The following is an 11,595-nucleotide window of genomic DNA, read 5'->3' on the forward strand; positions in this document are numbered from 1 at the left end:
TTCAGCTCACTGTCGCGAGGTGGCGTATATTACGCTTTCCTCTTCCAGAGTCAACCCTGAATTTCAGAATTTTTTCTCTTCAACCGAACCGGCTGTTTGTGTGAAGTGATTCACATCCGCCGTGTCGATGGAGGCGCATTATAGGGAGTCGTCTCAGGAAGACAAGCGGAAAAATGCATTTTTATTTCAACCGCTCATCTTTTAATCATTACGCCGGTTTTTGCTGCTTTTTTATCGCTTGCGGCAGGTCTGCCAGGCTATTTAACACCCAATCCGCCGCGTTTTCTGCTTCAGGCGTAATAGGTTTTCCCGTACGCACCAGCACTTTTGTTCCCACGTTCGCCGCAGCCGCTGCCTGCATATCTTCTAATTTATCGCCCACCATATAAGAAGCAGCCATATCAATATGTAAATAATCGCGTGCTGACAAAAGCATCCCCGGATGTGGTTTGCGGCAGTCGCAGACCTGGCGAAACTCTTCAACACTACCCTGCGGATGATGCGGGCAATAATAGATACCATCCAGATCGACATCGCGGTCCGCCAGCGACCAGTCCATCCACTCGGTCAGCGTTTCAAACTGTGCTTCAGTAAATTTACCGCGAGCAATGCCAGACTGGTTGGTTACTACCACCAGCGCAAAGCCCATTTTTTTTAGCTCGCGCATGGCGTCAATAACACCGTCGATAAATTCAAAGTTGTCGATCTCATGGACATAGCCGTGATCGACATTAATGGTGCCATCACGGTCAAGAAAAATTGCGGGTACGCTCTTCGCCACCTTTTATAGCTCCTTAATAAGGCATGTGACGCTAGTATCGCATGTTTCGACCTGCAAGAAAGTGCTCTTCGCATAAACCTGATTGATTTAGACGTCTGGATGCCTTAACATCCATTTCATTGACGGCTTTGACCGTTTCAGGCATTCGAAATGCCACGACTAACTTAATGACGATAATAAATAATCAATGATAAAACTTTCGAATATCACCAAAGTGTTCCACCAGGGCACCCGCACCATCCAGGCGTTGAACAACGTCAGCCTGCATGTGCCAGCTGGACAAATTTATGGCGTTATCGGTGCCTCAGGTGCGGGTAAAAGTACGCTTATCCGTTGTGTAAACCTGCTGGAGCGCCCAACCGAGGGTAGCGTGCTGGTCGATGGTCAGGAACTTACCACGCTGTCAGAATCCGAGTTGACCAAAGCTCGCCGCCAGATTGGTATGATTTTCCAGCATTTTAACCTGCTCTCTTCGCGCACTGTTTTTGGCAACGTGGCACTGCCGCTGGAGCTGGACAACACGCCGAAAGACGAGATTAAACGTCGCGTGACAGAATTACTGTCATTGGTTGGTCTTGGCGATAAGCATGATAGTTACCCGTCTAACCTTTCCGGTGGGCAGAAACAACGTGTGGCGATTGCCCGTGCGTTAGCCAGCAATCCCAAAGTATTGCTGTGTGATGAGGCCACCAGCGCGCTGGACCCGGCAACAACACGTTCTATTCTCGAACTGCTGAAAGACATCAATCGTCGTCTGGGTTTGACGATTCTGTTGATCACCCACGAAATGGACGTTGTGAAGCGCATTTGTGATTGCGTGGCGGTGATCAGTAATGGCGAGTTGATCGAGCAGGACACGGTAAGTGAAGTGTTCTCGCATCCGAAAACGCCGCTAGCGCAGAAGTTTATTCAGTCGACCCTGCATCTGGATATCCCGGAAGACTATCAGGAACGACTGCAAGCGGAACCATTCGCTGACTGCGTGCCGATGCTGCGTCTGGAGTTTACCGGTCAATCGGTCGATGCCCCGCTGCTTTCTGAAACCGCGCGTCGTTTCAACGTCAATAACAACATTATTAGCGCGCAGATGGATTACGCCGGTGGCGTTAAGTTCGGCATCATGCTGACTGAAATGCACGGCACACAACAAGATACGCAAGCCGCCATTGCCTGGCTGCAGGAACACCATGTAAAAGTAGAGGTACTGGGTTATGTCTGAGCCGATGATGTGGCTGCTGGTTCGTGGCGTATGGGAAACGCTGGCAATGACCTTCGTATCCGGTTTTTTTGGTTTTGTGATTGGCCTGCCGGTTGGCGTCCTGCTTTATGTCACGCGTCCGGGGCAAATTATTGCTAACGCGAAGCTGTATCGTACCGTTTCTGCGATTGTGAACATTTTCCGATCCATCCCGTTCATTATCTTGCTGGTATGGATGATTCCGTTTACTCGCGTTATTGTCGGTACATCGATTGGTTTGCAAGCAGCGATTGTTCCGCTGACAGTTGGTGCAGCACCGTTTATTGCCCGTATGGTCGAGAACGCTCTGCTGGAGATCCCAACCGGGTTAATTGAAGCTTCCCGCGCAATGGGTGCCACGCCAATGCAGATCGTCCGTAAAGTGCTGTTACCGGAGGCGTTGCCAGGTCTGGTGAATGCGGCAACTATCACCCTGATTACCCTGGTTGGTTATTCCGCAATGGGTGGCGCAGTCGGTGCCGGTGGTTTAGGTCAGATTGGCTATCAGTATGGCTACATCGGCTACAACGCGACGGTGATGAATACGGTACTGGTATTGCTGGTCATTCTGGTTTATTTAATTCAGTTCGCAGGCGACCGCATCGTCCGGGCTGTCACTCGCAAATAACGTTCAACACAACATAAATAATTGAAGAAGGAATAAGGTATGGCGTTCAAATTCAAAACCTTTGCGGCAGTGGGAGCCCTGATTGGATCACTGGCACTGGTAGGCTGCGGTCAGGATGAAAAAGATCCAAACCACATTAAAGTCGGCGTGATTGTTGGTGCCGAACAGCAGGTTGCAGAAGTCGCGCAGAAAGTCGCGAAAGACAAATATGGCCTGGACGTTGAGCTGGTCACCTTCAACGACTATGTTCTGCCAAACGAAGCATTGAGCAAAGGCGATATCGACGCCAACGCCTTCCAGCATAAACCGTACCTTGATCAGCAACTGAAAGATCGTGGCTACAAACTGGTCGCAGTAGGCAACACGTTTGTGTATCCGATTGCCGGTTACTCCAAGAAAATCAAATCGCTGGATGAACTGCAGGATGGTTCGCAGGTTGCCGTGCCAAACGACCCGACTAACCTTGGTCGTTCACTGCTGCTGCTGCAAAAAGTGGGCTTGATCAAACTGAAAGATGGCGTTGGCCTGTTGCCAACAGTTCTTGATGTTGTTGAGAACCCAAAAAACCTGAAAATTGTTGAGCTGGAAGCACCGCAGCTGCCGCGCTCTCTGGACGATGCGCAAATCGCTCTGGCGGTTATCAACACCACCTATGCCAGCCAGATTGGCCTGACTCCGGCGAAAGACGGTATCTTTGTCGAAGATAAAGAGTCTCCGTACGTAAACCTGATCGTGACGCGTGAAGATAATAAAGACGCAGAGAACGTGAAGAAATTCGTCCAGGCTTATCAGTCTGACGAAGTTTACGAAGCAGCGAACAAAGTGTTTAACGGTGGCGCTGTTAAAGGCTGGTAATTTTTAGGCTGTTTCCACAATTTGTAATATCATTCAGGACGGGCGCTTGCCCGTCTTGTCATTTTTACAAGCTCCTGATTCAATATTGACGTTTTGATCATACATTGAGGAAATACTATGCGTGCTTTACCGATCTGTTTAGTAGCACTCATGCTAAGCGGCTGTTCCATGTTAAGCAGATCCCCTGTCGAACCCGTTCAAAGCACTGCACCCCAGCCGAAAGCGGAGCCTGCAAAACCGAAAGCACCGCGCGCCGCGCCGGTCCGAATTTATACCAATGCAGAAGAATTAGTCGGCAAACCGTTCCGCGATCTCGGTGAAGTCAGTGGCGATTCTTGCCAGGCCTCCAATCAGGACTCTCCGCCGAGCATTCCAACCGCACGTAAGCGGATGCAAATCAATGCCTCTAAAATGAAAGCCAATGCGGTATTACTGCATAGCTGCGAAGTTACCAGCGGTACGCCAGGCTGCTATCGTCAGGCTGTATGTATCGGTTCTGCGCTTAACATTACGGCGAAATGAGCAGTTTCCAGTTCGAGCAAATAGGCGTTATTCGCTCGCCCTATAAAGAAAAATTCGCCGTTCCGCGCCAGCCAGGTCTGGTAAAAAGCGCCAACGGTGAACTGCATCTCATTGCTCCCTACAACCAGGCCGACGCCGTACGCGGCCTGGAGGCGTTCAGCCATTTATGGATACTTTTCGTCTTTCATCAAACGATGGAAGGCGGCTGGCGCCCAACTGTGCGTCCGCCTCGTCTTGGTGGTAATGCCAGAATGGGTGTTTTCGCCACACGCTCTACTTTCCGTCCTAATCCGATTGGTATGTCGCTGGTAGAGCTGAAAGAGGTTGTTTGCCATAAAGACAGCGTGATTCTGAAGCTTGGCAGTCTGGATCTGGTCGATGGGACGCCAGTGGTGGATATCAAACCGTATCTCCCCTTTGCCGAATCTCTTCCCGATGCCAGTGCCAGCTATGCGCAAAGTGCGCCAGTGGCAGAGATGGCGGTGAGTTTTACCTTAGAGGTCGAAAAGCAGCTTTTGACATTGGAGAAGCGCTATCCGCAGTTAACGCTGTTTATCCGTGAAGTACTGGCGCAGGACCCGCGCCCGGCCTATCGTAAAGGTGAGGAAACGGGCAAAACCTATGCCGTCTGGCTGCATGATTTTAACGTTCGCTGGCGCGTCACCGACGCAGGTTTTGAAGTCTTTGCGCTGGAACCGCGTTAAATTCACGCCCTTCTCTTTTGACATTTCTTTTGCACTGGTAAACTAAATCACTTTTTTTGTCCCAGGCTCGCCTTGAGCCTGCTCTACCTTCCAACTGGAACCGTAACAACATGCGTACTAGCCAATACCTGCTCTCCACTCTTAAGGAGACACCTGCCGACGCCGAGGTGATCAGCCATCAGCTGATGTTGCGCGCCGGGATGATCCGCAAGCTGGCCTCCGGGTTATACACCTGGCTGCCGACCGGCGTGCGCGTTCTGAAAAAAGTCGAAAACATCGTGCGTGAAGAGATGAACAATGCCGGTGCGATCGAGGTGTTAATGCCGGTGGTTCAGCCATCTGAACTGTGGCAAGAGAGTGGTCGTTGGGAACAGTATGGCCCGGAATTGCTGCGTATTGCTGACCGTGGTGACCGTCCGTTCGTACTCGGCCCAACTCATGAAGAAGTGATTACAGACCTGATTCGTAACGAGCTGAGCTCTTACAAACAGCTGCCGCTGAACTTCTATCAGATCCAGACCAAGTTCCGTGATGAAGTGCGCCCGCGTTTCGGCGTCATGCGTTCCCGCGAATTCCTGATGAAAGATGCTTACTCTTTCCATACCTCTCAGGAATCCCTGCAGGAAACCTACGATGCAATGTATGCGGCCTACAGCAAAATCTTCAGCCGCATGGGGCTGGATTTCCGCGCCGTACAGGCCGATACCGGTTCTATCGGCGGCAGCGCCTCTCACGAATTCCAGGTGCTGGCGCAGAGCGGTGAAGACGATGTGGTCTTCTCCGACACCTCTGACTATGCAGCGAACATTGAGCTGGCAGAAGCTATCGCGCCGAAAGAACCGCGCGCTGCTGCTACCCAGGAAATGACGCTGGTTGATACGCCGAACGCGAAAACCATCGCTGAACTGGTAGAACAATTCAATCTGCCGATTGAAAAAACGGTTAAGACTCTGCTGGTTAAAGCCGTTGAAGGCAGTAGCTTCCCGCTGGTTGCGCTGCTGGTTCGCGGTGACCACGAGCTGAACGAAGTTAAAGCTGAGAAACTGCCGCAGGTTGCAAGCCCGCTGACTTTCGCGACTGAAGAAGAAATTCGTGCCGTGGTTAAAGCCGGTCCGGGTTCACTGGGTCCGGTAAACATGCCGATTCCGGTAGTAATTGACCGTACTGTTGCGGCGATGAGTGATTTTGCTGCTGGTGCTAACATCGATGGCAAACACTACTTCGGTATCAACTGGGATCGCGATGTCGCAACCCCGGAAGTTGCGGATATCCGTAACGTAGTGGCTGGCGATCCAAGCCCGGATGGCCAGGGTACGCTGCTGATCAAACGTGGTATCGAAGTCGGTCACATCTTCCAGCTGGGTACTAAGTACTCCGAAGCACTTAAAGCCTCCGTTCAGGGTGAAGATGGCCGTAATCAGATCCTGACTATGGGTTGCTACGGTATTGGCGTAACGCGCGTAGTAGCGGCGGCAATTGAACAGAACTACGACGAACGCGGCATCGTATGGCCTGACGCTATCGCACCTTTCCAAGTGGCGATTCTGCCGATGAACATGCACAAATCCTTCCGCGTACAGGAGCTGGCTGAGAAACTGTACAGCGAACTGCGCGCACAGGGTATCGAAGTGCTGCTGGATGATCGCAAAGAACGTCCGGGCGTGATGTTTGCTGATATGGAACTGATCGGTATTCCGCACACTATCGTGTTGGGTGACCGTAACCTCGACAACGACGATATCGAATACAAATACCGTCGTAACGGTGAGAAACAGTTAATTAAGACCGGTGACATCGTCGATTATCTGGTGAAACAGATTAAAGGCTGATGCCAGAAAGGGTCCTGAATTTCAGGACCCTTTTTTACATGGATTGTATAAAATGGATAAACCAAAGGCGCATTGCCGCCTGCTTCTCCCCTGCTTTCTTTCACTTTCGGCCTGTACCGTTGATATCAGCCAGCCAGACTCATCAGCCACAGCGGTAGATGCCGAGGCAAAAACATGGGCAGTCAAATTCCAGCATCAAAGCTCTTTCACCGAACAATCAATAAAAGAAATAACAGAACCTGATCTCAAACCCGGCGATTTACTGTTCTCCTCAAGCCTCGGGGTAACCTCATTTGGTATCCGCGTCTTCAGCACTTCCTCAGTGAGCCACGTTGCAATCTTTTTGGGAGATAATAACGTTGCAGAAGCGACAGGAGATGGCGTCCAGATTGTTTCCCTTAAAAAAGCGATGAAGCATAGTGATAAGCTTTTCGTCTTACGAGTCCCGGATCTTACCCCGCAACAAGCCACAGAAATTACCGCGTTTGCCAATAAAATCAAAGATAGCGGTTATAACTATCGCGGCATTGTCGAATTTATTCCATTTATGGTGACTCGCCAGATGTGCTCACTGAATCCGTTCTCCGAGGATTTTCGCCAACAGTGCGTCAGCGGCCTGGCGAAAGCGCAGTTAAGCAGTGTGAGCGAAGGAGACAAAAAGTCGTGGTTTTGTTCGGAATTTGTCACTGATGCATTTGCCAAAGCCGGACATCCGCTTACGCTGGCACAGTCTGGCTGGATTAGCCCTGCCGATCTGATGCATATGCGTACTGGCGATGTCTCTGCGTTTAAGCCAGAAACGCAGTTAGAGTATGTCGGGCACTTGAAGCCAGGGATTTATATTAAAGCGAGTCGCTTTGTTGGTCTGACTCGGTGATAAAAGCCGGAGAATGCTCTGGCGTTCAATTACTGCCCCAAACTACTGCAATCCTGGTGCGGGTAAAATTTACCTGCCGTATCGGGCGCAAATACTTTGGTCGGCGCACCAGTATCCGGATTAGCCTCAAGCGTAAAGTGACCTTCTACTGACAGTAACACTGGTTTCTCGCTGTTGCCGCGGGCAGCCAAATAGCCCCGTTCCAGCTCAGCGTTATTCGCTACCATGAAACGTTTTCCGGTCGCACAATCAGTAAAGGTTGCCGCATCAGCCATATAAAAATACATGCCGCGTAGAGTCATCGGCGTCACTGGCAGGCTGGATTTTGCCGGTTCCAGTGTATAGTTGAACTGCGATTCGATCGGATTGCCTTCACGATCGAGCATCTCCAGCGCATCTCCTTTCGCCCGATAATATGACTTTTCACCTTTACTGTCGGTTAATACCAGTTTGTCAGCGGTTCGCGCCCATGTACCGTAGGAGGCGAAAGAGGAAGGTTCTTCACGAGCCCCCAGATAACGCTCATTCATCACCCATGTTCCGTCTTTTTCGAGGAACAGAGAGGTTTCGATACCTTCGCAATCAGCACACGGCAGCACGCCGCGCCAGCTTTGCGGCATCGGCTTCAGTTCAGCGGCCTGCGCCGGAGAAAGCGTATCGACTTCGGCTCGATTATTACATCCCATCAGAGTAAAGAGGCTGATTACAGCCATCGCTGTCACTATCGCTTTTTTCACCATCCATTCCTTCTTTTTATTCCCGACCGCCGCGCACTTTGCCGCGCAACGCCTTCACGCTTGATTTTTGTGCTTTCGATACCAGCCTGCGCTCTTTTGATGCGCGGGTAGGTCGTGTCGGTCGTCGGGCTTTTTGTTCTGTTGTTAATTCTTTAATCACTGCCACCAACCGTGCCAGCGCCGCTTCGCGGTTCAGTTCCTGGCTACGGTATTCCTGTGCCTTGATGACTATCACTCCATCGCTGCTAATCAGATGATGGCTGGCAGCGAGCAGGCGCTCTTTGTAATACTCTGGCAGGCTGGACGCTCGAATGTCAAAACGCAGATGAATAGCCGTTGAGGTCTTATTAACATGCTGTCCGCCCGCGCCCTGTGCACGAATAGCAGTGATCTCAAACTCGCCATTGGGGATAGCAACATGTCGGGAAATCACAATCATGAAGGTTGTTGCCAGACGGTTAAGTTCACTTCCAGATTATTCTTGTCATCCGATAACCAGATCACGCCATCCTGAATCGTTGCCTGCAGCGTCATGGTACGATCGGCAAAGGCGCTCACTTTTGCCAGTTGCTCGTCGTCCAGATACCAGACGGAAAGATTGGCAAACTGCGCACATTTACTCTGATTTTGCTGCCACCAGATTTGCGCCGCCCGACTATTATAGGCAAACAGCGCCACTTCTGCGGCCTGGGTGCAGGCTTTCTTAATCCGCCGCTCATCCGGCAATCCCAGTTCAATCCACAAATCAATGCCCAGATGATCATTACGCAGCCACGCTTCCGGCTCATCATCGGCACACAAACCTCGGGTAAATTGCAGACGTTCATCAGCATATTTCAGCCACGCCAGCAGGCGCAGCATCATGCGCTCCTGGGTTTCTGAAGGATGGCGCGCCAGCGTCAGAGAGGCATCGAGAAACTGGTTGCGGTCGAGATCGGCCACATTAACCGTCGCTTTATAAATTGTCGCTTTAAGCGCCATAAGAAAACTCCTTTCGAATCAGGAGGCCATTGTAACGGAATACGTGCAGTTGCGACGCTGATATTGCAGAAATGAGTGTGGTATAGTCACCTTGCGAAACAGAGTTTATCTTCGTAGGCTTAGACTTGCATCCACGGTTAAGTCAGAGTGCTGACAGGAGGGCATGTGGAAAAATATTGTGAGTTAATACGCAAGCGGTACGCGGAAATCGCCAGCGGAGACTTAGGATACGTTCCGGACGCGCTGGGCTGCGTTTTGAAAGTGCTGAATGAAATGGCTGCCGACGATGCCCTTTCTGAGGCTGTCAGGGAAAAAGCAGCATACGCTGCGGCAAACTTACTGGTGAGCGATTATGTCAATGAATGATACGTATCAACCAATCAATTGTGATGATTACGATAATCTTGAGCTCGCCTGCCAGCATCATTTAATGCTGACACTTGAGCTGAAAGATGGCGAAAAATTGCAGGCGAAGGCCAGCGATTTAGTCTCCCGCAAAAATGTGGAGTATCTGGTCGTCGAGGCCGCTGGTACAACCCGCGAACTGCGTCTGGATAAAATTACCAGCTTTAGCCACCCGGAAATCGGTACGGTGGTGGTGAGCGAGTCCTGATTGACTTTCGCCGGATGCGACGTTTGATGCGTCTTATCCGGCTTTCACTTAACTAAGCGTTTCGCCGCCAGACAAAACTTACGCCATTCTCACCTTCAGCCACACCTTCTTGCGTCACAAATACCTCTGCCGCTGCAATCAGCATTTCGCCATAAAACAGCAGTGGCGTGGTGTCACGCAACCACGGCGGTACGCCCAGTTCCTGCCAGATTTTCTTTAACTTACGCCCACCATTGCGCCCGACAATATGCAGCAATCCTGGCGCTTTGAAACGCACGCTGACCGCTTCGTCTGCACGCGGAGGGCGAATATCGCCTCCCGCAGTAAGCTGTACACTTCCCAGCGCCGCCGGTAATTCCAGCGGTTGTAACCACGTCTGCCACGGCACAATGGTTTCGCTTTGCCCAGTGACGGATTTAATCCACCACAGTTGCGATTGATAGCGGCGGATTTCAAACGCCCCCAAACGTAAACAGGGGGAAGCATCTTCTCGCGCCAGCGCCACTTCCTGCCAGATCCTCACCAACGCGTCGCGGGAAGGCATCGGTGCATTCTGCCCTGCAAGCCAGCGGCGAATAATCGCCGCGCGACGGGCATCACTCATCGCCAGCATTGGCGCAATCTGCAGCGTTCCCTGCGGCGTTTGACAGTGTGCTAAATCATCCACCAGCAGTTCATCCAACAGGCTCTCTTGCTCAGCACAAAGTGCGGCGCTGCGGGCCGTTGCTTCGGCAAAATGCGGCCAACGCTGCTGCAATAACGGCACAACGCGCAGGCGCAGGAAGTTACGATCGTATGAGTCGTCCTGATTACTTTCGTCTTCAATCCAACGTAAACCATGCGCCAACGCCCACTGCTCCAGTTCTCCCCGCGTGCGGGCGAGCAACGGGCGGATAAGCCGCGTTCCGGCAAACTCCGAGATTTCCGCCATAGCCGAAAGCCCTGCAGGGCCGCTACCACGTTTTAACGCCAGCAGAAACGTTTCACATTGATCGTCGAGATGTTGCGCTGTAACCAGCACTTCACCAGGTAACAGGGTACGAGCAAATGCCTGATAACGTGCCTGCCGCGCCTGAGCCTCAATACCTAGCCCCTCTTGCGCAAGTTGCACACGCTCAACCACCAGCGGCACCTGCCACTGCTGGCAGATATTTTCACAATGTTTCACCCAAGCATCAGCGTTGGCACTTAAACCATGATGCACATGAATAGCGCGCAGGGTGACGCCCGGATTTTCCGTCCGCCACTGCACCAACTGATGCAGCAGAACGGTGGAGTCAAGCCCGCCGCTAAAGGCCACCAGAATCTGGCGTGAGATGAGAAGTTGTCTATTGAGAGTGAGTGTCATGATGGTGCGATTTTACAGTAGCAATGCCCGGCACGTTACCGGGCAAATATGGCGATGACAAGCCTTACTGCTCATACAGTTCCAACGGCAGTCCGTCCGGATCGTTAAAGAATGTGAAGCGCTTTTGCGTGTAGGGATCGACACGGATGGCTTCACATTTCACGTTATGGCTTTCAAGATGCGCCACTGCCGCATCGATATCATCAACGCTAAAAGCCAGATGACGCAGGCCGCAAGCTTCCGGTCGGCTGGGGCGCTCCGGCGGGAACGGAAATGAGAAAAGCTCAATCACATATTGCCCATTAAGCGCCAAATCCCCTTTCCACGAATCGCGCGCTTCGCGATAGACTTCGCTTTGCAGCGTGAAACCGAGAATATCGCAGTAGAAAGCTTTGCTCACCGCATAATCCGTCGCAATAATCGCAATATGATGAACTTGTTTTAAACCCAGCATAACGTCTCCTTTATTTGTTAACAGCACGT

At 51.5% G+C, this 11,595-nt stretch carries 15 protein-coding genes; 9 read left to right on the plus strand and 6 right to left on the minus strand.

Annotated elements, in window-relative coordinates; genetic code table 11:
* Window positions 1–208: 208 nt before the first annotated feature.
* Window positions 209–781, minus strand: coding sequence for a D-glycero-beta-D-manno-heptose 1,7-bisphosphate 7-phosphatase (gene gmhB / locus AACU19_RS03615; RefSeq protein ID WP_001140174.1), 573 nt, complete (start codon window positions 779–781; stop codon window positions 209–211).
* Window positions 782–968: 187 nt separating this feature from the next.
* On the opposite strand from gmhB, the gene metN reads away from it, so the two are divergent.
* The 7 genes from metN (at window position 969) to AACU19_RS03650 (ending at window position 7,433) form a co-directional block, all read left to right on the plus strand.
* Window positions 969–2,000, plus strand: a complete 1,032-nt coding sequence (gene metN, locus AACU19_RS03620) for a methionine ABC transporter ATP-binding protein MetN (protein ID WP_000593991.1) — start codon at window positions 969–971, stop codon at window positions 1,998–2,000.
* The gene (locus AACU19_RS03625) at window positions 1,993–2,646 is read left to right on the plus strand and encodes a methionine ABC transporter permease MetI (RefSeq protein ID WP_001294600.1); all 654 of its coding nucleotides are present in this window, start codon (window positions 1,993–1,995) and stop codon (window positions 2,644–2,646) included. Before metN ends, AACU19_RS03625 begins: the two co-directional genes overlap by 8 nt.
* A 39-nt stretch (window positions 2,647–2,685) precedes the next feature.
* Window positions 2,686–3,501, plus strand: coding sequence for a methionine ABC transporter substrate-binding lipoprotein MetQ (gene metQ / locus AACU19_RS03630; protein ID WP_000874226.1), 816 nt, complete (start codon window positions 2,686–2,688; stop codon window positions 3,499–3,501).
* A 117-nt stretch (window positions 3,502–3,618) separates the two neighbouring features.
* Entirely contained in the window at window positions 3,619–4,023 is a 405-nt protein-coding gene (gene rcsF / locus AACU19_RS03635) for an Rcs stress response system protein RcsF (RefSeq protein WP_001202321.1), read from the plus strand.
* Window positions 4,020–4,727: a tRNA (N6-threonylcarbamoyladenosine(37)-N6)-methyltransferase TrmO gene (tsaA, locus tag AACU19_RS03640; protein WP_046081915.1), complete on the plus strand. Its 708-nt coding sequence runs from the start codon at window positions 4,020–4,022 to the stop codon at window positions 4,725–4,727. Before rcsF ends, tsaA begins: the two co-directional genes overlap by 4 nt.
* Before the next feature lie 110 nt (window positions 4,728–4,837).
* A complete protein-coding gene (gene proS / locus AACU19_RS03645; protein WP_001260696.1) occupies window positions 4,838–6,556 on the plus strand; it encodes a proline--tRNA ligase in 1,719 nt (572 codons plus the stop codon).
* Between the two features lie 52 nt (window positions 6,557–6,608).
* Window positions 6,609–7,433 carry a YaeF family permuted papain-like enzyme gene (locus AACU19_RS03650; RefSeq protein ID WP_105278690.1) on the plus strand — a complete coding sequence of 275 codons (825 nt, stop codon included), beginning with the start codon at window positions 6,609–6,611 and terminating at the stop codon, window positions 7,431–7,433.
* Between the two features lie 29 nt (window positions 7,434–7,462).
* Here AACU19_RS03650 and nlpE read toward each other — a convergent pair whose 3' ends face one another.
* Genes nlpE through AACU19_RS03665 form a run of 3 tightly spaced genes read right to left on the minus strand, consistent with a single transcriptional unit; the run spans window position 7,463 to window position 9,151 of the window.
* Window positions 7,463–8,173, minus strand: coding sequence for an envelope stress response activation lipoprotein NlpE (gene nlpE / locus AACU19_RS03655; RefSeq protein WP_000239168.1), 711 nt, complete (start codon window positions 8,171–8,173; stop codon window positions 7,463–7,465).
* Between the two features lie 13 nt (window positions 8,174–8,186).
* Window positions 8,187–8,609, minus strand: a complete 423-nt coding sequence (arfB, locus tag AACU19_RS03660; protein WP_000635561.1) for an alternative ribosome rescue aminoacyl-tRNA hydrolase ArfB — start codon at window positions 8,607–8,609, stop codon at window positions 8,187–8,189.
* Window positions 8,606–9,151 carry a YaeQ family protein gene (locus tag AACU19_RS03665; protein ID WP_001185283.1) on the minus strand — a complete coding sequence of 182 codons (546 nt, stop codon included), beginning with the start codon at window positions 9,149–9,151 and terminating at the stop codon, window positions 8,606–8,608. Before AACU19_RS03665 ends, arfB begins: the two co-directional genes overlap by 4 nt.
* 165 nt (window positions 9,152–9,316) lie before the next feature.
* On the opposite strand from AACU19_RS03665, the gene AACU19_RS03670 reads away from it, so the two are divergent.
* Together AACU19_RS03670 and rof are read left to right on the plus strand one after the other, a co-directional pair.
* The gene (locus AACU19_RS03670) at window positions 9,317–9,517 is read left to right on the plus strand and encodes a YaeP family protein (RefSeq protein WP_000417058.1); all 201 of its coding nucleotides are present in this window, start codon (window positions 9,317–9,319) and stop codon (window positions 9,515–9,517) included.
* Entirely contained in the window at window positions 9,504–9,764 is a 261-nt protein-coding gene (gene rof / locus AACU19_RS03675) for a Rho-binding antiterminator (RefSeq protein ID WP_000062315.1), read from the plus strand. The genes AACU19_RS03670 and rof overlap by 14 nt, the downstream gene beginning before the upstream one ends.
* 52 nt (window positions 9,765–9,816) lie before the next feature.
* On the opposite strand, the gene tilS is transcribed toward rof, so the two are convergent.
* Together tilS and AACU19_RS03685 are read right to left on the minus strand one after the other, a co-directional pair.
* Entirely contained in the window at window positions 9,817–11,112 is a 1,296-nt protein-coding gene (gene tilS / locus AACU19_RS03680) for a tRNA lysidine(34) synthetase TilS (RefSeq protein WP_105278691.1), read from the minus strand.
* Between the two features lie 64 nt (window positions 11,113–11,176).
* Complete coding sequence (locus AACU19_RS03685) at window positions 11,177–11,566, minus strand: VOC family protein (RefSeq protein WP_000901098.1); 390 nt, start codon at window positions 11,564–11,566, stop codon at window positions 11,177–11,179.
* Window positions 11,567–11,595 lie beyond the last annotated feature (29 nt).

It is taken from the genome of Escherichia sp. MOD1-EC4550, from assembly GCF_963876935.1.
GTDB lineage: Bacteria > Pseudomonadota > Gammaproteobacteria > Enterobacterales > Enterobacteriaceae > Escherichia > Escherichia coli_F.

Bases quoted from the DNA above. Each gene is read 5' to 3' on its own strand.
- metN (WP_000593991.1), top strand. From the start codon at position 969: ATGATAAAACTTTCGAATATCACCAAAGTGTTCCACCAGGGCACCCGC.
- AACU19_RS03625 (WP_001294600.1), top strand. From the start codon at position 1,993: ATGTCTGAGCCGATGATGTGGCTGCTGGTTCGTGGCGTATGGGAAACG.
- metQ (WP_000874226.1), top strand. From the start codon at position 2,686: ATGGCGTTCAAATTCAAAACCTTTGCGGCAGTGGGAGCCCTGATTGGA.
- rcsF (WP_001202321.1), top strand. From the start codon at position 3,619: ATGCGTGCTTTACCGATCTGTTTAGTAGCACTCATGCTAAGCGGCTGT.
- tsaA (WP_046081915.1), top strand. From the start codon at position 4,020: ATGAGCAGTTTCCAGTTCGAGCAAATAGGCGTTATTCGCTCGCCCTAT.
- proS (WP_001260696.1), top strand. From the start codon at position 4,838: ATGCGTACTAGCCAATACCTGCTCTCCACTCTTAAGGAGACACCTGCC.
- AACU19_RS03650 (WP_105278690.1), top strand. From the start codon at position 6,609: ATGGATAAACCAAAGGCGCATTGCCGCCTGCTTCTCCCCTGCTTTCTT.
- nlpE (WP_000239168.1), bottom strand. From the start codon at position 8,173: ATGGTGAAAAAAGCGATAGTGACAGCGATGGCTGTAATCAGCCTCTTT.
- arfB (WP_000635561.1), bottom strand. From the start codon at position 8,609: ATGATTGTGATTTCCCGACATGTTGCTATCCCCAATGGCGAGTTTGAG.
- AACU19_RS03665 (WP_001185283.1), bottom strand. From the start codon at position 9,151: ATGGCGCTTAAAGCGACAATTTATAAAGCGACGGTTAATGTGGCCGAT.
- rof (WP_000062315.1), top strand. From the start codon at position 9,504: ATGTCAATGAATGATACGTATCAACCAATCAATTGTGATGATTACGAT.
- tilS (WP_105278691.1), bottom strand. From the start codon at position 11,112: ATGACACTCACTCTCAATAGACAACTTCTCATCTCACGCCAGATTCTG.
- AACU19_RS03685 (WP_000901098.1), bottom strand. From the start codon at position 11,566: ATGCTGGGTTTAAAACAAGTTCATCATATTGCGATTATTGCGACGGAT.